18 protein-coding genes are annotated in these 23,088 nt (G+C 71.3%); 6 read left to right on the top strand and 12 right to left on the bottom strand.

The features are described 5' to 3' along the window. Positions 1-16 precede the first annotated feature (16 nt). The 3 genes from AB0J46_RS03140 to AB0J46_RS03150 all read right to left on the bottom strand — a co-directional run bounded on the left by AB0J46_RS03140 (position 17) and on the right by AB0J46_RS03150 (position 5,886). The gene (locus AB0J46_RS03140; protein WP_364325664.1) at positions 17-4,885 is read right to left on the bottom strand and encodes an NAD-glutamate dehydrogenase; all 4,869 of its coding nucleotides are present in this window, start codon (positions 4,883-4,885) and stop codon (positions 17-19) included. 258 nt (positions 4,886-5,143) lie between these two features. Next, the gene (locus AB0J46_RS03145; RefSeq protein ID WP_364325667.1) at positions 5,144-5,341 is read right to left on the bottom strand and encodes a zf-HC2 domain-containing protein; all 198 of its coding nucleotides are present in this window, start codon (positions 5,339-5,341) and stop codon (positions 5,144-5,146) included. Beyond that, entirely contained in the window at positions 5,341-5,886 is a 546-nt protein-coding gene (locus tag AB0J46_RS03150) for a sigma-70 family RNA polymerase sigma factor (protein ID WP_364325670.1), read from the bottom strand. The genes AB0J46_RS03145 and AB0J46_RS03150 overlap by 1 nt, the downstream gene beginning before the upstream one ends. 150 nt (positions 5,887-6,036) lie before the next feature. Here AB0J46_RS03150 and AB0J46_RS03155 point away from each other — a divergent pair, with 150 nt between their 5' ends. The 4 genes from AB0J46_RS03155 to AB0J46_RS03170 all read left to right on the top strand — a co-directional run bounded on the left by AB0J46_RS03155 (position 6,037) and on the right by AB0J46_RS03170 (position 11,593). Continuing rightward, positions 6,037-7,476: a DUF1996 domain-containing protein gene (locus AB0J46_RS03155; RefSeq protein WP_364325673.1), complete on the top strand. Its 1,440-nt coding sequence runs from the start codon at positions 6,037-6,039 to the stop codon at positions 7,474-7,476. A gap of 55 nt (positions 7,477-7,531) precedes the next feature. Then, positions 7,532-8,359, top strand: coding sequence for a hypothetical protein (locus tag AB0J46_RS03160; protein ID WP_352349331.1), 828 nt, complete (start codon positions 7,532-7,534; stop codon positions 8,357-8,359). 31 nt (positions 8,360-8,390) lie between these two features. Beyond that, a complete protein-coding gene (locus AB0J46_RS03165) occupies positions 8,391-9,998 on the top strand; it encodes an NADH-ubiquinone oxidoreductase-F iron-sulfur binding region domain-containing protein (RefSeq protein WP_364325677.1) in 1,608 nt (535 codons plus the stop codon). 86 nt (positions 9,999-10,084) lie between these two features. Continuing rightward, a complete protein-coding gene (locus AB0J46_RS03170; RefSeq protein ID WP_364325680.1) occupies positions 10,085-11,593 on the top strand; it encodes an FAD-binding oxidoreductase in 1,509 nt (502 codons plus the stop codon). 1 nt (position 11,594) lies between these two features. Here AB0J46_RS03170 and AB0J46_RS03175 read toward each other — a convergent pair whose 3' ends face one another. Further along, entirely contained in the window at positions 11,595-12,266 is a 672-nt protein-coding gene (locus AB0J46_RS03175) for a L,D-transpeptidase family protein (RefSeq protein WP_364325683.1), read from the bottom strand. Positions 12,267-12,809: 543 nt separating this feature from the next. Here AB0J46_RS03175 and AB0J46_RS03180 point away from each other — a divergent pair. Beyond that, the gene (locus AB0J46_RS03180) at positions 12,810-13,445 is read left to right on the top strand and encodes a GNAT family protein (protein ID WP_364325686.1); all 636 of its coding nucleotides are present in this window, start codon (positions 12,810-12,812) and stop codon (positions 13,443-13,445) included. 10 nt (positions 13,446-13,455) lie between these two features. On the opposite strand, the gene AB0J46_RS03185 is transcribed toward AB0J46_RS03180, so the two are convergent. Genes AB0J46_RS03185 through AB0J46_RS03195 form a run of 3 tightly spaced genes read right to left on the bottom strand, consistent with a single transcriptional unit; the run spans position 13,456 to position 17,259 of the window. Then, positions 13,456-15,417, bottom strand: coding sequence for an acetoacetate--CoA ligase (locus AB0J46_RS03185; protein WP_364325689.1), 1,962 nt, complete (start codon positions 15,415-15,417; stop codon positions 13,456-13,458). Positions 15,418-15,475: 58 nt separating this feature from the next. After that, positions 15,476-16,333, bottom strand: a complete 858-nt coding sequence (locus tag AB0J46_RS03190; protein ID WP_364325692.1) for a serine hydrolase — start codon at positions 16,331-16,333, stop codon at positions 15,476-15,478. Beyond that, positions 16,330-17,259 carry a LysR substrate-binding domain-containing protein gene (locus AB0J46_RS03195; protein ID WP_364325695.1) on the bottom strand — a complete coding sequence of 310 codons (930 nt, stop codon included), beginning with the start codon at positions 17,257-17,259 and terminating at the stop codon, positions 16,330-16,332. Before AB0J46_RS03195 ends, AB0J46_RS03190 begins: the two co-directional genes overlap by 4 nt. A 185-nt stretch (positions 17,260-17,444) precedes the next feature. On the opposite strand from AB0J46_RS03195, the gene AB0J46_RS03200 reads away from it, so the two are divergent. Further along, positions 17,445-18,953: a penicillin-binding transpeptidase domain-containing protein gene (locus tag AB0J46_RS03200; protein WP_364325698.1), complete on the top strand. Its 1,509-nt coding sequence runs from the start codon at positions 17,445-17,447 to the stop codon at positions 18,951-18,953. Between the two features lie 69 nt (positions 18,954-19,022). Here AB0J46_RS03200 and AB0J46_RS03205 read toward each other — a convergent pair whose 3' ends face one another. The 5 genes from AB0J46_RS03205 to nagZ all read right to left on the bottom strand — a co-directional run bounded on the left by AB0J46_RS03205 (position 19,023) and on the right by nagZ (position 23,039). Continuing rightward, a complete protein-coding gene (locus tag AB0J46_RS03205) occupies positions 19,023-19,730 on the bottom strand; it encodes a haloacid dehalogenase-like hydrolase (RefSeq protein ID WP_364325701.1) in 708 nt (235 codons plus the stop codon). Positions 19,731-19,825: 95 nt separating this feature from the next. Beyond that, the gene (locus AB0J46_RS03210; protein ID WP_352321686.1) at positions 19,826-20,452 is read right to left on the bottom strand and encodes an HAD hydrolase-like protein; all 627 of its coding nucleotides are present in this window, start codon (positions 20,450-20,452) and stop codon (positions 19,826-19,828) included. Positions 20,453-20,486: 34 nt separating this feature from the next. After that, on the bottom strand, positions 20,487-20,996 hold the full coding sequence (locus tag AB0J46_RS03215) for a hypothetical protein (RefSeq protein ID WP_357990569.1): 510 nt from the start codon (positions 20,994-20,996) through the stop codon (positions 20,487-20,489). 31 nt (positions 20,997-21,027) lie between these two features. Further along, positions 21,028-21,675, bottom strand: coding sequence for an HAD family phosphatase (locus AB0J46_RS03220; RefSeq protein ID WP_364325705.1), 648 nt, complete (start codon positions 21,673-21,675; stop codon positions 21,028-21,030). Between the two features lie 59 nt (positions 21,676-21,734). After that, positions 21,735-23,039: a beta-N-acetylhexosaminidase gene (gene nagZ, locus AB0J46_RS03225; protein WP_364325708.1), complete on the bottom strand. Its 1,305-nt coding sequence runs from the start codon at positions 23,037-23,039 to the stop codon at positions 21,735-21,737. Positions 23,040-23,088 lie beyond the last annotated feature (49 nt).

Raw genomic sequence — 23,088 nt, forward strand, 5'->3', positions numbered from 1 at the left:
CCCCCTCGGGCGGTTCCTACGCCTCCGTGTGAGGCAGGTTGCTGGCGGCCACCAGCGTGCGGATCGCGCGCAGGGCCACCGAGAGCGTCGCCAGGTCGAAGTGGTCGCTCTCCCAGATCTCCGACAGCGTCTGGCGGGCGCGTCCCACGGCGGCCGCGTTGCCGTCGGTCCACCGGGCCAGCCGCTCCTCGGGCGGCAGCCCGGACGTGCTGTGGGCCAGCACGTCACGGGTCAGCGAGGCGTGCGCGGCGTACAGGTCGTCGCGCAGCGCCGAGCGGGCGATGGAGTTCCACCGGTTGTCCCTGGGCAGGGCGATGACGCGTTCGCGCAGGCGGGCCAGCTGCAGGCGGTCGGCCAGGTCGAAGTAGACCTCCGCCACCTCGTTCACCGGACGGCCCGTCAGGGACGCCACCTCGACCAGGTCCAGCGTCGAGTACGCGGGCACCATCGCGGCCACCCGCTCGGCCAGCTCCTGCGGCACCCCGCGGGCCACGAAGGAGTCGCGGCGCTCCTCGTACGCGGCCAGGTCGGGCCCGGTGAGCAGCTTGGGGATGTGCGCGGACAGCCCGTTGACGCCCTTGAGGAAGAAGCCGACCGACCCGGCCAGGTCGAGCGGCGGACGCCGGTTGACCAGCAGCCAGCGGGTGCCGCGCTCGACCAGCTTGCGGCCCTCCAGCAGCATGGCGATCTGGGTGGCGGTGTCGACCTCGTTGTCCAGCGCCTCCACGGCCCGGTAGAAGCTCGGCAGGTCGAAGACCTCCCGCGCCACCAGGTACGCCCGCACGATGTCGGACGTGGAGGCGCCGGTCTCCTCCGCGAAGCGGAACATGAACGTGGTGCCCATGGCGTTGACCAGCTCGTTCACCACGCAGGTCGTGATGATCTCGCGCCGCAGCGGATGGGCGTCCATGTACGTACGGAACCGCTCGCGCAGGTCCGACGGGAAGTACGACACCAGCCAGGAGGCCAGGTACGGGTCGTCGGGCAGCTCGGAGCCCAGCACCTCGGCGTCGGCCACCAGCTTGGTGTAGGCCAGCAGGACCGAGAACTCCGGCGCGGTCAGCCCGAGCCTGGCCTGCCGCCGCTCGGCCAGCGTCTTGTCCGAGGGCAGGAACTCCAGCTCCCGGTTGACCAGCCCGTCGCGTTCGAGCTTGCGCAGGTAGCGGGCGTGGATGTGGAGCATGTCGACCGCCTGGGCGCGGGTCGCGTCGAGCACCACGTTCTGGGCGTGGTTGTCGCGCAGCACCAGGTCGGCGACCTCGTCGGTCATCGACGTGAAGACCTGGTTGCGCTGCTTGTCGGTCAGCTCGCCGTCGCGGACGACCTGGTCGAGCAGGATCTTGATGTTCACCTCGTGGTCGGAGGTGTCCACGCCGGCCGAGTTGTCGATGAAGTCGGTGTTGACCAGGCCGCCGTTCAGGGCGAACTCGATGCGGGCGAGCTGGGTGAAGCCCAGGTTGCCGCCCTCGCCGATGACCTTGCAGCGCAGGTCGCCGGCGTCCACCCGGAGCATGTCGTTGGCCTTGTCGCCGACGTCGGCGTGGGACTCCGAGCCGGCCTTGACGTAGGTGCCGATGCCGCCGTTCCACAGCAGGTCGACGGGGGCCCGCAGGATGGCGCTGATCAGGTCGTTGGGGGCCAGCGAGCTGACGCCCGCCTCGATGCCCAGCGCCTCGCGCATCTGCGGGGTGATCTGGATCGACTTGGCCGTACGCGGGAACACGCCGCCGCCCGCGGAGATCAGCGACGGGTCGTAGTCGTCCCAGGAGCTGCGCGGGAGGTCGAACAGGCGCTGCCGCTCGGCGAACGAGCGGGCCGCGTCGGGCGCCGGGTCGATGAAGACGTGCCGGTGGTCGAAGGCGGCCACCAGCCGGATGTGCTGGGAGAGCAGCATGCCGTTGCCGAACACGTCGCCGGACATGTCGCCGATGCCGGCCACGGTGAAGTCGGTGGTCTGCACGTCCACGCCCATGGTGCGGAAGTGGTACTTGACCGACTCCCAGGCGCCGCGGGCGGTGATGCCCATGGCCTTGTGGTCGTAGCCGACCGAGCCGCCGGAGGCGAAGGCGTCGCCGAGCCAGAAGCCGTACTCCTTGGCCACGCTGTTGGCGATGTCGGAGAAGGTGGCGGTGCCCTTGTCGGCGGCGACCACGAGGTAGGTGTCGTCGCCGTCGTGCCTGACCACGTCCGCGGGCGGCACGACCTTGCCGTCGACCAGGTTGTCGGTGATGTCGAGCAGGCCGGAGATGAACATCCGGTAGCAGGCCACGCCCTCGGCCAGCACGTCCTCGCGGTTGCCGGACGCGGGCGGCTGCTTCACCACGAACCCGCCCTTGGACCCGGTGGGCACGATGACGGTGTTCTTCACCATCTGCGCCTTGACCAGGCCGAGGATCTCCGTCCTGAAGTCCTCCATGCGGTCGGACCAGCGCAGGCCGCCGCGGGCGACCTTGCCGAAGCGCAGGTGCACGCCCTCGACGCGGGGCGAGTACACGAAGATCTCGTACTTCGGCCGCGGCAACGGCAGCACGCTGATCGCCTGCGGGTCGACCTTCAGCGAGATGTACGGCTTGCGCTGCCCGTCGACCGTCTGGAAGTAGTTGGTGCGCAGGGTCGCCTGGATCATCTCCAGGTAGGCCCGCAGGATGCGGTCCTCGTCGAGGGAGGCCACCTCGTCGAGGGCGCCCAGGATCTCCTCGTTGAGCGCCTCCACGAGGTCGACCCGCACGTCGTCGCCGCGCCTCGGGTCGAGCTTGGCCTCGAACAGGCGGACCAGCAGCCGGGCCAGCCGCACGTTGCCCAGCAGCACGCGTTCCATGTAGAGCTGCGAGAACGTGCTGCCGGCCTGCCGCAGGTACTTGGCGTAGACCCGCAGGATCTCGACCTGCTCCCAGGTCAGGCCCGCCCGCAGGATGAGGGCGTTGAAGTTGTCGGCCTGGACGCGGCCCTGCCACAGGGCGCTCAGGCCGTCCTGGAAGAGCCGCTTGAAGTCGTTCCTGTCCACCTCGAGGGAGGGGGTGTAGCGCAGGCCAAAGTCGTAGATCCAGGCGTTCTTGGTGCTCGCGTCGCCGTCGCGGTCGATCTCGTACGGCCGCTCGTCCACGACCTCGACGCCGAGCCGCTGGATCAGGGGCAGCGCCTCCGACAGGGAGATCGGCGAGCCGACCTTGTAGATCTTCAGCCGCCGCTCGCCCTCGGTGGCGTCGTACGGCTCGTAGAGGTTGATCGCCACCTCCTCGCCGTCGGCGACGAGCTGCTCCAGGCGGTGCAGGTCGACCACGGCGACCTTGGGCGGGAAGTCGGCCTTGTACCCCTCGGGGAAGGCGGAGACGTACCTCCTGGCCAGCGCGGGAGCCTCCTCCTCGGAGGTCATCTCGTCGAGGGCGGTGGCCAGGTCGTCCTCCCAGGAGCGGGTGAGCGCGGCCAGGCGCGCCTCCAGCTCCTCCACGTCGACGGAGGGCGCGGGGAGCTGCTTGCCGCGCTCACCGCGCACGACCACGTGCAGCCGGGCCAGCACGGACTCGCCGATCATCGCGCTGTAGTCGAGCGACCTGCCGCCGAGCGCCTTGAGCAGCACCTCCTGCATCTTCAGCCGCACCTTGGTGGTGTAGCGGTCGCGGGGCAGGTAGATCAGGCAGGAGATGTAACGTCCGTAGTCGTCGCGCCGCAGGAACAGCTTGACCTGCTTGCGCTCGCGCAGCCGCAGCACGCCGAGCGCGATCGGGAGGAGCTGGGCGACCGAGGTCTGGAACAGCTCGTCGCGCGGGAACGTCTCCAGGATCTCGATCAGGTCCTTGCCGTCGTGGCTGTCGGGCGCGTGGCCGGCGGCGTTGAGCACCTCGGCCAGCTTGCGCCGCAGCACGGGGATCCTGGAGATCGACTCGTTGTAGGCCACGTGCGTGAACAGGCCGAGGAAGCGGCGCTCCCCGATCACCTCGCCCTCGGGCGAGAACAGCTTGACCCCGATGTAGTCGAGGTAGGTCGCGCGGTAGACGGTGGCCCGGCTGTTGGCCTTGGTGATGATCAGGAGCTGCTTCTCGCGGGCCTTGGCGCGCACCTCCGCGGGCAGCGCGGAGAAGCTGTCGGAGCCCACCTTGTCATCGCGCAGGATGCCGAGCGCGGCCCCGGGCAGGGCCTTCAGTATCTCGCCCTGCTCGGTGTGCTCCAGCCGGTACTCGCGGTAGCCGAGGAACGTGAAGTGCCCGTCGGCGAGCCAGCGCAGCAGGTCGAGGCTGTCCTCGACCTCGGCGGGCTCCAGCGGCGGCGGGTTCATGCTCAGGTCTTCGGCCGTCTGGACGGCCAGGGCCCGCATCTTCCTGAAGTCCTCGACCGCGTACCGCACGTCGGCGAGCACCCGCTGCAGGTCGGCCTCGACGCGCCTGAGGACCCCGGGGTCGGCCTGACGGTCGATCTCGATGTGGATCCACGACTCGACCAGCATCTGGCCGGTGACGTCCTCCTGACCGCGGACGAGCATCCGGCCCGTCATGTCGCGGCGCACCCGCATCTGGGGGTGGACCACGAGGTGGATGCCGATGTCCTGCCGGTCGAGCTCCATGGTGACCGAGTCGACGAGGAACGGCATGTCGTCGGTGACCACCTCGACGACCGAGTGCCCCGGGTCCCAGCCGTTCTCCTCCAGCGTGGGGGTGTAGGCGCGGACCGCGGCCCGGCCCTGGGGGCGTACCTCGGCGAGCTGTCGCTGGGACATCGCCGGGCCGTACACGTCGACGGGGTTGCGGTCGAGCAGGTCCTCGGGTGCGACATGGCGGTAGTAGAACCGCAGGAAGGAGAGGGCCTCCTCCGCGCTCATGTGCTCGCTGCCGACCGCGCAACTCTCCGCGGCTCTTTGCAGCAGCTCATCCTTGGCCTCGTCGAGCGGCATTTCGCTCTCACTCCTTTGTGAGGGTTTGCCATGGCTGTTCATAGCCAGGCTCTTCGTTCCCATAGCAAGGGGAAGTAGTGCAGACGGGTACGTCCGGGGAGATGGGCGGCAGCCGGCCGCCTTCCTCGCCGGACCGCCGGCGCGGGGGGAACGGGCGCATCACCGTCGATGCCCACCGAACACCTCCCCCTGAACGCCCGGCCCTGATTCCGGGCGTATGCCTCGCCGTACCGATATCACCCGAAAAGGGCATAGACGTCAACGTGACATCGACATGGGGGGATCGTCGCCGGAGGCCGAGGGGGCGGTCTTGAGGTCGTCGAGCCGGTCGGGAAGCTCGGCCAGCTCGATGAGCTCGGCCTGGCACCGCTCGCACGCGTCGAGGTGGCGTTCGAACGCCTCGTGCTCCTCCTCGTCGAGGACGCCGAGGACGTAGGCGGCCACCCCGTCGTGCATCAGCCGGCTACCCCCTTGTCACGCAACTGTTCGCGGAGAGCCCGGATGCCGTAGTAGAGCCGGGACTTCACCGTGCCCGGCGGAATCCCCAGAATCTCCGCCGCTTCACTTATCGTACGGTCTCGGAGGTAGGTCTGCTCAATGACTTCGCGGTGTTCGGCGGACAGGCTGCGCAGCGCGTCGGCGACGACGATCGCCGACAGCGCGCGTTCGGAGCCGTCCGGCACCGACATCTGGTCGACTTCGGGCGGCTCGACCTCGTGAGGCCGGGCGCTCTTCCGTCGGCGTCCGTCGATGACGATGCGGCGGGCCACTGTCAGCAGCCACGCCCATAAAAGGCTCGGTTCCCATTGCAGTCTTGCCGAGTTTCGCCAGGCCCTGACCAGGGTCTCCTGTACGACGTCCTCGGCCCATTGCAGATCGTTTCCAGTCGATTTGCGTACGTGGCGCAGCAGAGGGCCGCCGAACTCCTGATAGAGCACCGCGATGCGATGTTCCGCCTCGGCATCCGCACTCTCGAACCTGCCGTCGAGGTGACCTAGCACGGGGCACATCTTTACACCTTCGTTATCGGTCCGGCAGCCACTCCGATAACTCCAGTTATTTCTAACTATCTCCGGTCATGGGTGAACCTGATGGTGTAAGCCCGCGTACCTCCCACCATGCAACGGCTGACAACCATGAGAACCGGGCGCATGGCCGCGGCCATGACCGCTCTTGCCGTGGCGGCGGGCGGCCTGGTGTCCGCCGCCGTCATCGGCGTGGCCCCGGCGCGGGCCGACCACTGCGACCCGGCCCAGGCGAGCCAGGACGACTCCCGCCGCCAGCGCGACCGCGCCCCCGACCAACAGGCCCCGGACCAGCAGGCGCCTGACGAGCAGGCACCCGACCAGCAGGCCCCGGACCAGCAAGTGCCGGACCAGCAGGTTCCGGATCAGCAGGCGCCCGACCAGCAGGCGCCGGACCGGCAGGGGCAGGACGGGGATCAGCAGGTGCAGGGCGGCGGGATCGTGCTGCGCGACCCGGCGCAGTCGCCGGAGCCGGAGGACCCAGGCGACGCCCTGTTCCGCCGCGACCGCTCCCCCCGCACCCCCACGGCCACACCCCAGGACCCCCAGGACCCCCAGGACCCACAAAACCCCCAAGACCCGCAGGACCCCCAGAATCCTCAGAACCCGCAGGACCCCGGTGATCAGTCGCAGGACCGGCGTGGCCGGCCGCCCCGGACCGCCTCCCCCTCCCCCACGGCCTCACAGGACGACGACTGCAAGGACCTGGGCCCGTTCGTCACCGACTTCGTGGACATCCGCCAGGTCCAGCCCCTGAGGCTCGACGCCGGCATCGGCCGGAACGGCTCACGCGGCACGTTCGTCGCTCAGTGCGGCACCAACCGCAACGGTCACAACAACCCCGACAACTTCATCGTGGCCCCCGGCGTGAGCAACGGCGCCCACCATCTCCACGACTACGTCGGCAACCTGTCCACGGACGGCTTCTCCACCGACGAGAGCCTGGCCGCCGCCGGAACCACCTGCCGCCTAGGGGATAAATCCACTTACTTCTGGCCAGTTCTGCGCGACCGCAAAGTGGACGCGAATGCCCAGGACCCCGACGGCAACGTGGGCCGGGTGATCCGCGCCGGCACGGTGAGCCTGCAGTTCCGGGGCAACGCGACCTCCAGGGTCGTCGCGATGCCGAGGTTCCTGCGCCTGATCACCGGCGACGCCAAGGCGGGGACGAACGGCGCCGCGAACGCCCGCGCCCGCTGGAGCTGCACAGGATTCACAAATCGCATAAGTCCCGATAAATATCCGCTTTGCCCGCGCGGAAGTCAGGTTCTTCGTATTCTGGATTTCCCCAGCTGCTGGGACGGTCAGAACACCGACAGCGCCAATCACCGCACGCACGTGGTCTTCCCCGGGCAGAACGGCGCTTGTCCGCAAGGCACCAGGGCGATTCCGCAACTGCGCATGCTCCTCGCCTACACGGTTCCACAGGGTCCGTCGTTCGCCGTGGACGCGTTCCCTGAACAGAAGCACAACCCGGTCACCGACCACGCGGACTTCGCCAACGTCATGCCCGAACGGCTGATGCAGTTCGTCGTCTCGTGCATCAACCGGGGTCGCCGCTGCTGACACGTCCCCATCAGCCTTCCGAGTCGTACCCTCACCCGACCTTGGAGGGAAATAGATGCTCCACAGACGACACCCCCGGCACGCCCCCACCAAGCTGGACACAAGGAACGTCCGGCTGGGGGCGAGCGCCTCGTTGACGGCCGTCCTGTTGTCGGTGTTCGCGCTGGCCAGGACAGAACGCGGCGTCGCGCTGCTCGGCCGAGGAGTGAGTTTCCTAGAGTTCTACGCGGGCGTGTTCGCCCTGGTGCTGCTGACCGCGACGGTCGCGCTCGGCCTGGTCACCACCGAACGCGTGTTCCTGTCCCCGCCCAACCGGGTCAGGGCCCAGCTCGCGCACCGCGCCACCGCCCTCATCGGGCTCGCCTACCTGGTCACGCACATCGTCCTCATGATCAGCCTGGGACACGCGCCGCCGGGCGCGGCGGTCGTGCCGGTCGCCGGGATCTACGTGGGGTTCGGCGCGCTCGCCTTCGACCTGATGGTCGTGGCGGTGGCCACGGGGATGCTCAGGGGCCGCTTCGCCGTGCGGGGGACGCCGTGGTTGTGGCGGCTGCTGCACTCGGCCGCCTACCTGGCCTGGCCCATCGCGATCATGCACGGGCTGACCGCGGGCCGGTCGCCGGCCGGCTGGGTGGCCTGGTCGTACGTGGCGTGCCTGGCCGCGGTCGGGTCCGCGCTGATCGTGCGGGTGCTGGCCACGCTGCGCAGGCCGCCCGTCGTACCGGAGAGGGTGGAGGCGCCCGCCGTGACGGCCGGGGTGGCGGCAGACGTGCCCGTCGAGCGGCCGCGGGCGACGGCCGCGGCCACAGCGGCTGCCACGGCGGCCGCCGACGCGCCGGTGAGCCTGGCCGACGCGCGGCGCAGGTACCGGGAGGCCGGATGAACCCGCGCCGCGCGACCCCGGGGAGCCGGTCGTGATCCCGCACCGGGTGCCGCGCGTGCTGCGGATGGGCCCGGCGCGGCTGACCGCCGGGCTCGACCACTGCCGGCGGCTCGACCTGCCCGCGCACCGGACACTGCACGGCGAGCCGCGGCCGCGCGAGCTGGCCGAGCTCATCTCCATGGTGAACGAGGTCGACATGCGCGGACGGGGCGGCGCCGCCTTCCCGTTCGCCCGCAAGCTGCGGGCCGTGGCCGACGCGGCGGGCACGGGCGAGAGCGTGGTGCTGGTCAACGGCGCCGAGGGCGAGCCGGCCAGCTCCAAGGACGCCATGCTGCTCACCCGCAACCCCCACCTCGTGCTGGACGGCGCCATCCTGGCGGCGGAGGCGCTGGGCGCCCGCGAGGTGGTCGTGGCCACGGTCGAGGGCGAGGTGGCCGAGTCGTCCGTGGCGGCGGCAGTGGCCGAACGCCGGGCCGCGAACGTGTCGGGCGGTTCGGAGAGCCGCATCCCGATCCGGGTCGTCGGGCTGGCGGAGAGGTTCATCAGCGGGGAGGGCGGTGCGCTCGTCCGCGGCGTGAACGGCGAGGAGGCCATCCCGCCGGGAAGGAAGCGGCGGGCCGCGACGAGCGGCGTGGACGGGCTGCCGACCCTGCTGTCCAACACCGAGACCTACGCCCAGTTCGCGCTGCTGGCCGAGTACGGCCCCCAGAAGTACGCCGAGGTGGGCACCAGCAAGGAGCCCGGCACGATCCTGCTCACGGTGAGCGGCGGCGCGGCCAACGGCGCGGTGATCGAGGCGCCGACCGGCGTCCTGCTGGCCGACGTGCTCGCGTTGTGCGAGGCCGAGGCCGGGGACGGCGTGCTGGTCGGCGGCTACCACGGCGCGTGGCTGTCGGCGGAGGTGGCCGGGTCGGCGGTGATCTCGCGGGAGGGTATGAAGCTGGCCGGCGCCACGCTGGGCGCGGGGATCATCGTGCCGCTCGGTGACGGCACCTGCCCGCTGGGCGAGGCGGCCAGGGTGGCCTCGTACCTGGCCGCCGAGTCGGCCGGGCAGTGCGGGCCCTGCCGTCTGGGGCTGCCCGACGTGGCGCGTGCCCTGTGCGCGATCGCCGAGGGCACGGGCTCCGTGGACGCCGTGCGCCGGTGCGTGCGGGCCGTCGAGCGGCGTGGCGCGTGCTTCCATCCCGACGGCACGGCCAAGTTCGTGCTGTCGGCGCTGGACGCGTTCGAGAGCGAGATCGCACTCCACCTGGAGCACGGCTCGTGCGGCCGGCCGGTGCGCGGCGTGCTGCCGATGCCCGAGCCGGAGGTGGAGCCCGAGTACCGGCTGGAGGTGGACTGGACCCGCTGCCAGGGGCACGGCCTGTGCGCGCACCTGCTGCCGGAGTTCGTGGAGCTGGACGACTACGGGTTCCCGTCGTTCCGGAACGTGCCGGGGTGGATGGTCAAGGACGCGCGGCGGGCGGTCGAGATGTGCCCGGCGCTGGCCCTGCGGATCGTCCAGACGAGCGGGGAGGCGCCGAAGCCGCCCACGTCGCCGCTGCGGCTGGTCAAGGACGGTGTGATGCGGAAGGCCCCCGGGCTGACGCGGGTGGGGGCCAGTACCAACATCTTCGGATTTGGCGGGACAGCGGGGTGATGTCGGTAGTGATGTAGTTGTGACGAACTTGTCCGGAGGGCCAGGCGTCTCATCGATCGGTTCGACACGACCGACGGGGGACGCCCATGGACCGCCGCGACTTTCTCCACCTCACCGCGCTCGCGCCGCTGGCACTGGCCGCCGACGCGCGGACGCCCGCCGCGCCGGCCACCGGCGCCGGACCGTACGGCCCGGGTCCCCACGGCACCGGCACGCGCGGCGCGGAGCTGATCGGCGCGCTCGGCGCCGGACGGTCGGCGCCGCCGCCGGACTGGGCGCGGCTGCGCGGGCGGCTCGCCGGCACGCTGGTGCTGCCCGGCGACTCCGGGTACGACACCGCCCGCCGCCTGGTGAACCCGGCCTACGACCGGATCAGGCCCGGCGGGGTGGCCTACTGCGCGAGCCCGGCGGACGTCTCGGCGTGCCTGGCCTTCGCGCGCGCGAGCGGCGTCGCGGTCACCCCACGCTCCGGCGGCCACTCCTACGCGGGCTGGTCCACCGGGACCGGCCTGGTCATCGACGTGTCCCGGATGAACACGGTCGCCTACGCCGCCGGACGGGCCACGATCGGGGCGGGCGCCAAGCTGGTCGACGTCTACGACGGGCTGGCCCGGCATGGCGTGAGCATCCCCGCGGGCTCGTGCCCCACGGTCGGGATCGCCGGGCTGGCGCTGGGCGGCGGCATCGGGGTGGTGTCCAGGAAGTACGGCCTGACCTGCGACACCCTGGAGTCCGTACGCGTGGTCACGGCCGACGGCCGCCTGCTGACCGCGGACGCCACCCACCACTCCGGCCTCTACTGGGCCTGCCGCGGCGGTGGCGGCGGCAACGTCGGCGTCGCGGTCTCCTTCACCTTCCGCACCCACGCCACCCGCGACCTGACCGTGTTCTTCCTGCACTGGCCGTGGTCCAGGGCCGGGGCCGCGGTGCGCGCCTGGCAGTCGTGGGCGCCGTCCGCGCCGGACGAGCTGTGGTCCTCGCTGCACCTGGCGCGCGAGGAACGCGACCTGGACGTGCTCCTCGTCGGCACGTACGAGGGCACGAAGGCGTCACTGGACCGCCTGCTCGCCCCGCTGGTCGCGCGGGTCGGCGCGCCGTCGTCGAGGTCGGTGCGGACGACGTCGTACCGGGAGGCCATGATGATCATGGCGGGATGCGCGTCACGGCCGGTGGCGCAGTGCCGCCGGCCGCGGCGGGAGGCGTTCGCCGCCAAGTCGCACCTGGCCTACGCCGAGCTCCCCGCCGACGGCGTGCGCCGCCTGGTGGACGGGGTGGCGCGCGGCGGACGGCACGCCGTGCTGCTGGACGCGCTCGGCGGCGCGGTGGGCCGGGTCAAGCCCGCGGCCACGGCGTTCCCGCACCGGGCCGCGCTCTACAGCGTGCAGTACTACGCGAAGGGCACGGACCGGACGTGGCTGCGCCGCCTGCACGGCGAGCTGACCCCGCACTTCGGCGAGCACGCCTACGTGAACTACGTCGACCCCGACCTGACCGGCTGGCGCGGCGCCTACTACGGCCCCAACGCCGCCCGCCTGGCCGAGGTGAAGTCCACCTACGACCCCGACCGGCTGTTCCGGCTGCCGCAAGGCGTCTGACCTACTTCTCCCGCACATAGACCGGCTCGCCGATCTTCACCATGTCGAACAGCCGCTTCGAGGTGGGCAGCGGCAGGCGGACGCAGCCGTGCGAGGCGGGCCGCAGCGGCACCTTCGACGAGCCGTGCATGGCGATGCCCCCGACGAAGTAGAGCGAGTCGTACATCGTGCCGAGCGGGCCTTCGGTCCAGCCCGGCGCGCGGCTGGTGACGTGGAAGTCGCCGGTCGGGGTGATCGCGTTGCCGCAGTGGCCGTTCTCGCAGTAGTTCACCCGCGCGCCTGTCGAGACGTGCGAGATGAGCGCCGGACGGCGGTGGCGGTAGACGATGAGCAGCTGGTAGCGCAGGTTGATCTCGACCCGGTCCGCCTCGCCGCGCGGCACCAGCGGCCTCATCCGCACCGGACGGTCGAAGGCCCGCCACACCTCCGGCCCGACCGCACCCTGAGGACGCAGGTGCCGGTGCTTCTGGAAGGCCCACACGCCGAACTTGGTCTGCTCGTCGTAGACGCCGTTGAGCCTGCCGTAGTAGTAGCCGTTCCGGTGCAGCCGCTCCTGGAGGCGCCTGACGGTCTCGCCGCGGTCGCCCGGCCGCAGCACGATCCCCCCGCCGGGCACCGCCTTGTCCGCCCGATCCGCCTTGTCCGCCCGGTCGGCCCTCTCTGCCTGGTCCACCCTGTCCGGCCGGTACGCCCTGTCTTCTATGTCAACCGTGTCCGCCGCGTCCGCCGTGTGCGCCCTGTCCGCTTTGTCCGGCGTGTCCGCCACGGCGGGCGTACCGGCCAGGAAGGGAAGCCCACCACACCCGAGAGCGGCGAAAACAACCGCTCTCCGAACCTTTGTGATCATAGGTCAACGCCTACCCAGATCGCCGACAATTCACGACACTGGCAAATCCCACTAAAAACCGGCATATCGCTTTTATGCGACGGCACGGTCAAACCTTTAGCAAGCGTGGACCGAGGCGAGACCCGCGCGAAATCAGCGGAACAAAGAAAAGGCGGATGCGCCATGGACGCATCCGCCTTTTCTCCAGAGGCCGGGGAGCGAGCTGCGCGTTCACCCGCCCGGCCTCTTTTCACCCCTCCGAACAGCCCCAACCTTAGCCAAGGCGACACCCGGAACGCACACCGTTCGGCAAATCCTTTCCGGCAAAGTTCGGGGCCGGGCAAAAAAGGAGTCGCGCACGCGGAGGTACGCCTGGAAGTATGCCGGAATATGCGTAACTGGCCGCTCTTTGAGCTCTCCATCACCACGCCGCGGCTGGAACTGCGGCACCCCACCCTCGACGACCTCGACGAACTGGCCGACCGGGCGGCCGAGGGCGTCCACGAGGCCGGTTTCATGCCGTTCCTGTTCCCGTGGACCGAGGCGCCCCCGGCCGAGCGGGCCCGCCGTACGGTGCAGTACCACTTCCGCAACTGGGCCGGGTTCACCGCCGACGACTGGTCGCTGGAGCTGGTCGTGGTGCACGAGGGCCAGGTCGTCGGCACCCAGGGCGTCATGGCGACCAGCTTTCCCGTCGCCCGCGAGGTCAAGACGGGCTCCTGGCTGGGCCGGCGGTTCCAGGGCCGCGGCATCGGCACGGAGATGCGCAGGGCCGTCCTGCACCTTGCCTTCGCCGGCCTCGGCGCCCGGCACGCCGTGACGGAGGCGTTCGAGGACAACCACGCCTCGCTGGCGGTGACCAGGAAGCTCGGCTACCGCGAGGACGGCGTCACCGTCCACGCGCGCAGGGGCGAGCCGGTCGTCACCCGGCGCTTCCGCATGGCCCGCGAGAACTGGTCGCCGTCCCCCGACGTCGAGATCCGCAACCTCGACGCCTGCCTCCCCCTGTTCGGGCTGGAGCCCTGAGCCCTCCCCGTCACGGGCTGAAGTGCCGCAGCACCTCCGGGTTCGCCATGGCGTCGGGGTTGGCCGCCTCCTCGACGGGCGTGCCGAGCAGGATCTTGCGCACCGGCACCTCCAGCTTCTTGCCGGACAACGTCCGGGGGATGCCGGGCACGACGCGGATCTCGTTCGGCACGTGCCGGGGCGACAGTTCCTGGCGCAGGGCCGCGCACAGGGCGCGTTCGAGCCGCTCGCCGAACTCGGCGCCCTCGGCGAGGGTGACGTAGAGCAGCAGGCTGCCCTCCTGGCCGAGCTGCCCGGTGTCGATCACGAGGCTGTCGGCGATCTCGTCGAACCGCTCCACGACGCGGTAGAACTCGCTGGTGCCCATGCGCACGCCGCCGCGGTTGAGTGTCGAGTCGGAGCGGCCGTAGATGACGCAGCTGCCGTCCTCGTTGATCTTGATCCAGTCGCCGTGCCGCCACACGCCCGGGTAGACGTCGAAGTAGCTGTCGAAGTAGCGCCGCCCGTCGGGGTCGTTCCAGAACATCACCGGCATCGAGGGCATCGGCCGGGTCAGCACCAGCTCGCCCACCTCGCCGATCACCGGCTCGCCCTTGGGGTCGTACGACTCCACCTTGGCCCCCAGCGACCGGCACGGGATGATCCCCGCCCTGATCGGGTGGAGCATCGTGGCCCCGACGAACCCCGTGCACACGTCGGTGCCGCCGGAGAACGACCCGATCGGCGTGCCGGGCAGCTCGGCGGCGACCCAGGCGAAGCCCTCGGGCGGCAGCGGCGAGCCGGTCGAGCCGATGCCGCGCAGCCGCTCCAGCCCGTCCGGATGCAGCCCGGCCTTCAGCGAGGCCATGATGTACGGCGCCCCCACCCCGAAGTACGTCACCTTCTCCGAGGCGGCGATCCGCCAGAGCGCGGCGGGCGAGGGATGCGTGGCCGAGCCGTCGTAGAGCACCGGCGTGGCCCCCACCAGCAGGGCGCCGACGAGGTAGTTCCACATCATCCAGCCCGTGGTGGTGTACCAGAAGAACACATCGCCCTCGCCCAGGTCCTGGTGGAAGGCGAGCGACTTGAGGTGTTCCAGCAGCACGCCGCCGTGCCCGTGCACGATCGGCTTGGGCAGCCCGGTCGTGCCGCTGGAGTAGAGGATCCACAGCGGATGGCCGAACGGCACCCGCTCGAACTCCAGCGGCCCCGCCTCGGCCCGCAGCCCCGCCCAGCCGATGACCTCGCCGTGCGGCACCGAACGGGCGTGCGCGGCGGCCGGCTCGGCCTCCTGGGGGGCGCGGCCCTCGCCGGCCGCCGACAGGTAGGGGATCCAGACCGTGGCGCGCAGCGTGGGCAGCTCGGCGGCGATCTCGTTCACGGCGTCGGACCGGTCGTAGGTCTTGCCGTTGTAGTGGTAGCCGTCGACCGCGATGAGCACCTTGGGCTCGATCTGCCGGAACCGGTCGACGATGCTCGGCACCCCGAAGTCGGGCGAGCCGGCCGACCAGACGGCGCCGAGCGAGGCCGTGGCGAGGAAGGCGATCAGGGCCTGCGGGATGTTCGGCAGGTAGCCGGCCACGCGGTCGCCCCTGGTGACGCCGAGCCTGGCCAGGCCGGTGCGGACGCGGGCCACCTCGTCGCGCAGCTCGGCGTGGGTCAGCTCCTGGCGGGCGCCGTCCTCGGAGACGAAGACCAGGGCGGTGCCCTCGGTGCGCCGCAACGCGTTCTCGGCGTAGTTGACCTCGGCGCCCGCGAACCAGGTCGCCCCCGGCATCTCCCCCGACAACACCGGCCCGTCGCCGCGCTCCCCGACGACGTCGAAGTAGTCCCAGATCGACGTCCAGAACTCCTCAGGACGGTCGACGGACCACTGCCACACCTCCTCGTAGCTCGCGCCGGACCGCCCCAGCCACTCCAGGTAGCGGGTCAGCTTGGCGGCGGACACGACCTCGCCGGTCGGTTCCCAGAGAAGCGCACCTTCAGCAACCATGTGCCCCATCCTGTCGCCCGTCAGGTGGAAAGTCATACCTGACCTCCCCCATAACTTGCTACCTCCGTAGGTGGTCCACCGCCATACGGGCGGCGGTGCCGATCACCGCGTCCGCGCGCGGCTGGATGACCGCCGTGCTGAACGAGCGGGTGAACACCGCCACCGCGTACCGGCCGCCGTCGGGGTACTCGACCACGCCGACCTCGGTGCGCAGCGTCGGCAGCGACCCGGTCTTGCCGCCGACCTCGACGTCGTCGTACGGGAAGCCCGAGGCCAGCCGGTGGGGCCACACCTGCATGTTGAGCACGCCGCGCATCCAGGAGCACGACTGCGGCGAGGCGGCCTCGTCCCGCCAGATCATGGACAGCAGGCGGGTCATCTCGCGCGGGGTGCTGCGGTTGGTGTGCGCGGGGTCGAGCGCCCGCATGCGGGAGATGTCGTCGAGATCCAGGTACGGCCACCCGTGGCCGGTGTCCAGCTCCATGGTCTCGTACAGGTCGCGGCCGCTCTGCAGCATCCGGGTGCCGTCGAGGCCGAAGGCGTCCAGCATGGCGTTGACGTTGTCCATGCCCACCCGGTCGAGCAGCACGTCGGCGGAGGTGTTGTCGCTCACCGCCATCATCAGGTACGCCAAATCGCGCAGCGACATCGTCACGTCGTCGAGCATGGCCGACAGGCCCGTGGGCCCCGAGACCCGCTGGCCGGACGTCACGGTCGTCGGGGCCGTCGCGTCCAGCCGCCCGGCGTCGGCCTGCCGGCAGAACTCGACCAGCAGCGGCAGCTTGTACACCGACGCCAGGGGCATCGGCTCGTCGGCGCCGTGGCCGGACTCCCGTCCGGAGTCGATGTCGCAGGCGTGCAGCCAGCCCGTCACCCCGGCCATCCGGAACAGCGCCGCGTAGTCGGGATCGCTCATGCCAGCATCCCCGGCCTCCGGCTGATCCGCCGCGCGGGCGCGGCGCCCTCGTCGGTCATCCCGGCGCTCTCCTTCAACGTGCGTACGGCGACGTCCGAGAACTCGGCGACCCAGTCCTGCTTCGGGCCCGTCGCCGCGCGCCAGGCCGTGGAGACCCGGCACGCGATCGGCGAGCCTAGCAGCGGCCGCCAGGCCAGCCCAGGGACGTCCGCCCTGGGCCCGAACGCCACCGCCTGGCCGGCGAGCACCAGGCCGAGCCCGGCGCCCTGGTGCACCTGGCCGGGCACGTACCCGTGGCGGCGGCACTCGGCCAGCGTCTCGGCGTGCCAGCCCGGCTCGCCCTCCTTGGGCGGCATCAGCAGCTCGCGCCCGGCCAGATCGGTCAGGTGCACCTCGCCGGCCCCGGCCAGCGGGTCGTCCCCGGCCAGCAGCACGCCCAGAGGCTGCACGAGCACCTGGCCGAAGTCCAGGCCGGGGGCGGCGACCGGATGGCGGACGAGCCCGACGTCGATCGTGCCTCCGGCCAGGGCGGACACCTGGTCGGCCGTCCAGGTCTCGACGGGGACGAGCCGTACGTCCGGATTGACCGCGCGGAAGCCCGCGACCAGGGCGGCGATCACGGAGGCGGCCAGGTCGGGCGGCACCCCGATCTTGAGCACGCCGCCGTCGCCGCGGCGGGCCAGCTCGCGCAGCCGCTCGACCCTGGAGACGATCTCGCGGGACTCGCCGAGCAGCAGCCGCCCGGCCTCGGTGAGGCGTACCTGCCGGGCGGAGCGGTCGAACAGCTGCACGCCGAGCTCCTCCTCCAGACGTCTGATGCGCTGGCTGAGCGGCGGCTGCGCCATGCCGAGGCGGATCGCGGCGTTCCCGAAGTGCAGTTCCTCCGCCACGACGACGAAGTAGCGGAGATGCCGGACCAAGTCCATGACCAGCCACTATATCTAGATTTATATCCATATAGCTGTCATATCAATATTGGACGGGACTCCTCCGTCTCTGGTGTCCTCGGGCCATGGCATCACAAACGGGGACACTGTACGGGCGCGCCCGGCCGGAGGGATCGCGTCGCGGACGGCGGCGCAGGTGGCCGCTGGTCCTGACCGTCCTTGTCGTGCTGATCGTGGCGGCGGGGGCCACGGTCTGGCTGTTGCGCACGAAGGGCTCACCCGAGCAGACGACCGACGAATACCTCTCGGCCTGGTCCGTCCAGGATTATGCGAAGATGCGGGGGCTCGTCGCCGACCCGCCCACCGACTTCGAGGCCTGGCACCGGCGTTTCCTCACCGACCTCAAGGCCGAGCAGGCCACCTTCACCCGCCCCCGCTCGACCGGCCCCTTCGCCGACAACGGCCCGGACGACGACGGCTACCTGGGCTTCTCCGTCAGCCTGCGAGGCCCCCGGGACTGGACGTACAGCGGCCGGCTCAAGCTGGTCGAGCGGGACGGCGCCTGGAAGGTCGCCTGGACCCCGGCGACCATCCACCCCAAGCTCAGGAAGGGCCTCTCGCTGCGCCTGGTCGCCCAGAAGCGCGACTCCACCCGCGTCCTGGCCGCCGACGGCACCGAGATCGGCGGCGCGGACGCCCCCGGCTCGGTGCAGCAGCTGGTCGAGGGCATCAAGCAGACCTACCCCGACCGCTTCGACCTGGGCGGCGACTCCATCATCGGCCTCTACAAGGGTGACGAGCTGGTCGAGACGCTGGCCAAGCCGGGCGGCACCAAGCCGTTCAGCACCACCATCGACCTGAAGGTGCACGCGGCGGGGGCCGCTGCGCTGGAAGGCGTCACCAAGCCGGCCTCGCTGGTGGCGCTGCGCGCCTCGACCGCCGAGATCCTGGCCGTGGTCAACAAGCCCGGCGGCTTCAACCGGGCGCTGCTCGGCAAGTACCCGCCCGGCTCGACGTTCAAGGTCGTGACGGCCTCGGCGCTGGTCGCGGACGGGGTCGAGCCCGGCAGGACGGTCACCTGCCCGGCCGAGAAGAACATCGGCGGCTTCCCCTTCCACAACGCCGGCTTCAAGGACTACGGCACGCTCTCCTTCCAGGACGCCTTCGCGCACTCGTGCAACACGACGTTCGGCGAGATGAGCGTGGCCGAGCTGAACGGCGGCCGGCTGGCCGAGGTGGCCAGGAGCTTCGGCTTCGGGACCCCGATCAGGCCCGGCGTGCCCGCCGTGCGGGCCGAGTTCCCCGACCCCAAGGACGACACCGACCTCGCCTCGGCCTCCATCGGCCAGGGCCGGGTGCTGGCCAGCCCGCTCAACATGGCCTCCGTCGCCGCCGCAATCGCCTCGGGCGCCTGGATCCCGCCGCGGATCGTGTCCAAGGAGATGGCCTCCGACGACCGTCCGCGCCCGCTGGAGCGGGGCGTGGTGTCGGCCCTGCGCAAGCTCATGCCCGCCGTCGTCACGGACGGCACCGCCAAGGGCGCGCACTTCCCGGCGGGCACCGCGGGCAAGACCGGGACGGCCGAGTACGGCTCGGGCAAGGAGCCGCCCGCGCACTCGTGGTTCATCGGCTACAAAGGGGACGTGGCGTTCGCGGTGATCGTGGAGGGCGGCGGCGCCGGCTCGGCCGTGGCGGCCCCCGTCGCCGCCCGCTTCCTCGCCGCCCTGCCCTGACGCGCCGCACGGGGACGCGTCAGCCGGGGCTGGGTGTCGTGTCGGCGGAGGCGGGGCGACCGGGCGGGGTCAGCCGGCCTTGCGGTCCAGCGGGGAGGTCAGGCCGGCCACCGCGGCCACCACCTCCGAGGCGTCCGACAGGTCGGGCAGCACCAGGTCGGCGCCCGCCTCGCGCAGTTCGGCGGCCGTCGACCGCCCCGAGGCGACCCCGATCACGGCGGCCCCGCCGATCCTGGCGGCCTGCACGTCGCGCGTGGAGTCGCCGATCACCACCGTGTTGGCCGCCGTGAACGGCGTGCCCAGCCGCTGCTTGGCCCTCCCCTGCGCGACCTGGAGCAGCGTCGCCTTGGGGTAGACCTCCTCGCCGTAGCCGCCGAGCTCGAAGTCGACGTACCTGTCCAGCCCGAACGCCTTGAGCTTGTGCACGGCGTTGCCCTTGATCGTGCCGGTCAGCACCGACTGCACGACGCCGTCGAGCCGGGCCACCGACTTCAGCGCGTCCTTGGCCCCCGCCATCATCCGGCCCTCCTTGGCCAGCCGGCCGCGCCGGTCGGCGAAGGCGAGGGCGAGGGCGGCCAGGAACCTGGGCAGGTGGTCGTCCTGCGCCGGGATGCCGTTGACGGCCAGCGTCTCGAAGACGATCTCGGAGTCGGGACGGCCGAGCGGCGGCACGAGCTTGACCAGCGGCCGGCCGGTCACGGCGCGGAACGCCTCGGCATAGGCGTCCCGGGTCACGATGGCGACGTCGACCAGGGTGAGATCGACGTTCCAGAGCACAAGGCGGTTGATGGCGACCTCCTGAGGGGTTCCCGGCAAGGGTACGGCCCCGGCCCGGCCGGGGGCTGCCCCCCGGCGGATCCGGCATATCCCCCTCAGGCGTACTGGAGCGCCTGGGCGAGCGTGTCCACCACGGGCAGGCCGGTGCCCTCCAGCTCGGCCCGCGTGGTCATGCCGCCGGTGTAGAGCACCGCCCGCGCGCCCACGTGCCGCGCGGCGAGCCCGTCGTCGACGCTGTCGCCGATCACCAGGATCTCGCCGGGGTCGAGGTCGAGGGCCTGGATGTGCGCCGTCATGTGCACGGCCTTCTCGCCGCCCGTGGTGCCGACCAGCCCGTCGATCCGGGTGAAGTGCCGGGTGATGCCGAAGGACTCGACGATCGGCACGAGATGGGCGTGGGGAGCCATCGAGCACAACGACTGGGTGCCGGCCCAGCCCCCGAGCACCACCTCGGCGTCGGGGGCCAGCCCGCAGGCGGCGCTGAGCCTGAAGTAGTGCTCGTGGAACCCGTCGTCCAGCAGCTCCCACTCCCCCTCGGCCAGCGGCCTGCCGAGCAGCCGCTCGTAGGCGACCCAGATGGGGCGGGTGTAGACCGCACGGAACCCGTCGGCGGTCAGCTCAGGCAGCGCGTACGGCTTGAACAGGGCGTTGGTGGCGCCGACGACGGCCTCGACGTCGTGGAAGAGCGTCCCGTTCCAATCCCAGATGATGTGTTTTGTCATGTCCCAGCAAGCTTATTCGACAAGGGTGACGATCCTATGAACCCAGCAGGTCCGGGATCTCCTGGGTGGCGTACCACATGAGCTCGTGGGCCTCGGCGCCGTCGACCGTGAAGCGGGCGTCGTCGTCGCCGTCGTCGGCGGCGGGCAACGCCTCGACGGCGGCCTCGATGTCGCCGACGGCGTCGTGGTCGTCGACGTGCACCGCGGCCACCTTCGCCATCGGGACGGCCGCGGCCAGGCGCACGCGGGCCCGCTCCTCCAGGTCGACGCCGGCCGAGACCGAGCCGTCGGGCACCTCGGCGGCCACCACCACCCGCCGGTGCGCGGCGGCCACGCCGTCGGCGCGGTCGGCGGCCAGCATGCGCAGCGAGGCGCGGGCCGCCTCGGTCAGCGCGACGTACTCCAGTTCCTCGGTGTCGCCCGAGGCGTACCACTCGGTCAGCGCGGGGGTCACCGCGTAACCGGTCAGGGGGGCCGGACCCAGCTCCCCCGCCTCGACCGCGCGGGCGAGGGCGGGGAGGGTGCACGGCAGATAGACGCGCATCACGAACCTTTCCGAAATCGCAAGGGCACCATCATGCCCGTCGCAGCGTGAGCCGGAGTACGGTCTCCAGCTCTGTGAGGGTCGTGTCGGCGTCGCGGTGGTGGATGCCGGTGATGCCGAGCTCGCGGGCGGCCAGGATGTTGGCCTCGATGTCGTCGATGAAGACGCACTGGTCGCCGGGCAGTCCGACCTGGTCGAGGGCGTGGCGGAAGATGCGTTCCTCGGGCTTGCGCATGCCGACCTCGCCGGAGATCACGACCGCGTCGAAGAGGCCGTCCCATTCGTGGCGCGGGTAGGTGTTCGACCAGGAGTTAGACAACAAACACGTCTTAACACCATTTTTCCGTACGTCGCGGAGCATGTCGTACATGGCGTCAACCCGTTCGAAGCCCGCGAACATGCGCTCCAGCAGCCCCTCGGCCACCGGCGGCACGCCGTCCAGGGTGAGCAGCCGCGCGGCCAGATCGCGCTCGAAGGCCGGGCCGTCGAGCTCGCCGCGTTCGAGCGCGTGCACGACGTTCTGCCCCTCGCCGCCCCGGTAGGCGTGGTCGACCAGCTCGCGCATCACCGAACGGTAGTGCTCGGCGTCGATCCGGTCGGCCGCGAGCCACCGGGCGATGGAGTCGGTCAGGCTGGTCGTGAGCACGCCACCCCAGTCGATGAGCACCCCTGCGACCACGACCGCCTCCTCGCTCGAATCCGGTTCTAGGATAGAACCCCGCGAATCGGCTCTCGCGCCTACCCCGCGGCCCGCACCTTGGCGGCCAGCCTGCGGTGCTCGGGCGAGCGCAGCACGCCGGCCGCCTGCTGCGCCGACGCGACGGGCGCCGCCGACAGCAGGCCCCTCTTCTGCTTGAGCCTGAGCAGCCGGACCACCGACTGGTCGAGGCGGTCCTCGGAGACGCGCCCCGACTTCACCGCCGCCAGCACCGCCTGGTACGCCTTGCCCAGGTCGTACGGCATGAGCAGCAGGTCGGCCCCGGCCAGCACGGCGCGCACCGCCACCTCGCCGTCGCCGTACTTCTTGCGCACGCCCTCCATGTTGAGCGCGTCGGTGGAGATCACGCCCTTGAAGCCGAGCTTCTGCCGCAGCAGGCCGGTCAGGATGGGCTTGGACAACGTCGCCGGGTCGCCCGACGGGTCGAGCTTGGGGAAGACGATGTGGGCGCTCATCACGGCGTCGACCCCGGCGCCGACGGCGGCCCTGAACGGCGGCGCGTCGATCCTCTCCCACTGGGCCATGGTGTGCTTGATCACCGGCAGGCCGGTGTGGCTGTCGACGGAGGTGTCGCCGTGACCCGGGAAGTGTTTGGCCGTGGCCGCCACCTTGGCGTCGCCGAAGCCCTTGACCGCCGCCGCGACCATCTTCGCCACCGCGGCCGGGTCGTCGCCGTAGGCCCGCCTGCCGATGACCGGGTTCCGCGGGTTGACGTTGACGTCGGCGACCGGCGCGAAGTCGAGGTTGACGCCGAGCGCCCGCAGCTCCTCGCCGGTCGCCCTGGCCACGGCCCTGGAGTTCGCCGGGTCCTTCGTGGCGCCGATCTCGGCCGCGCCGGGGAAATCGGTCATCAGCGCGGACATGCGGGACACCAGGCCGTTCTCCTGGTCGGTGCCGACCAGCAGCGGGACCTTCTTCGACGCCTCCTGCAGGCCGTTGGTGAGCTGGACGACCTGGGCCGTGGACTTGACGTTCGCCGGGAAGAGGATGACGCCGCCCAGGTGGTAGCGGGCGATCACCTTGGCCGGGGTCTGGGCGCCGTAGCGGGCCTGGTTCTCGCCGGAGACGGTGTCGGCGGCGGTGCCGTACAGGACGGGCATGAACAGCTGGCCGACCTTCTCCTCCAGCGTCATCCGCCGCAGGGCCCGCAGCACCGGGTCGGACGCGGCCTGCGGCGGGCTCTGCGGTGTCGTGCTGCCCGCGGGGGTGGCGGCGGGGGTGGCCCCGTCGCCCGCCGGGGCCGCGCTCGCCGGGGCGCCACCGCCGCCGCCGCACGCGGTCAGCGCCAACACCAGGAGCCCTGCCGGGCCGATCCGTCTGAACATGCCTTCCAAGGTATCCATGCCGCGGCCCGCACGAGTCCCGCGACCCGAA

The sequence above is a fragment of the Nonomuraea sp. NPDC049758 genome, assembly GCF_040674635.1.
Lineage (GTDB): Bacteria > Actinomycetota > Actinomycetes > Streptosporangiales > Streptosporangiaceae > Nonomuraea.

Coding starts and splice junctions, on each gene's coding strand:
- AB0J46_RS03140 (WP_364325664.1), bottom strand. CDS start 4,885: ATGCCGCTCGACGAGGCCAAGGATGAGCTGCTGCAAAGAGCCGCGGAG.
- AB0J46_RS03145 (WP_364325667.1), bottom strand. CDS start 5,341: ATGCACGACGGGGTGGCCGCCTACGTCCTCGGCGTCCTCGACGAGGAG.
- AB0J46_RS03155 (WP_364325673.1), top strand. CDS start 6,037: ATGGCCGCGGCCATGACCGCTCTTGCCGTGGCGGCGGGCGGCCTGGTG.
- AB0J46_RS03160 (WP_352349331.1), top strand. CDS start 7,532: ATGCTCCACAGACGACACCCCCGGCACGCCCCCACCAAGCTGGACACA.
- AB0J46_RS03170 (WP_364325680.1), top strand. CDS start 10,085: ATGGACCGCCGCGACTTTCTCCACCTCACCGCGCTCGCGCCGCTGGCA.
- AB0J46_RS03180 (WP_364325686.1), top strand. CDS start 12,810: ATGCGTAACTGGCCGCTCTTTGAGCTCTCCATCACCACGCCGCGGCTG.
- AB0J46_RS03185 (WP_364325689.1), bottom strand. CDS start 15,417: ATGGTTGCTGAAGGTGCGCTTCTCTGGGAACCGACCGGCGAGGTCGTG.
- AB0J46_RS03190 (WP_364325692.1), bottom strand. CDS start 16,333: ATGAGCGATCCCGACTACGCGGCGCTGTTCCGGATGGCCGGGGTGACG.
- AB0J46_RS03195 (WP_364325695.1), bottom strand. CDS start 17,259: ATGGACTTGGTCCGGCATCTCCGCTACTTCGTCGTCGTGGCGGAGGAA.
- AB0J46_RS03210 (WP_352321686.1), bottom strand. CDS start 20,452: ATGACAAAACACATCATCTGGGATTGGAACGGGACGCTCTTCCACGAC.
- AB0J46_RS03215 (WP_357990569.1), bottom strand. CDS start 20,996: ATGCGCGTCTATCTGCCGTGCACCCTCCCCGCCCTCGCCCGCGCGGTC.
- nagZ (WP_364325708.1), bottom strand. CDS start 23,039: ATGTTCAGACGGATCGGCCCGGCAGGGCTCCTGGTGTTGGCGCTGACC.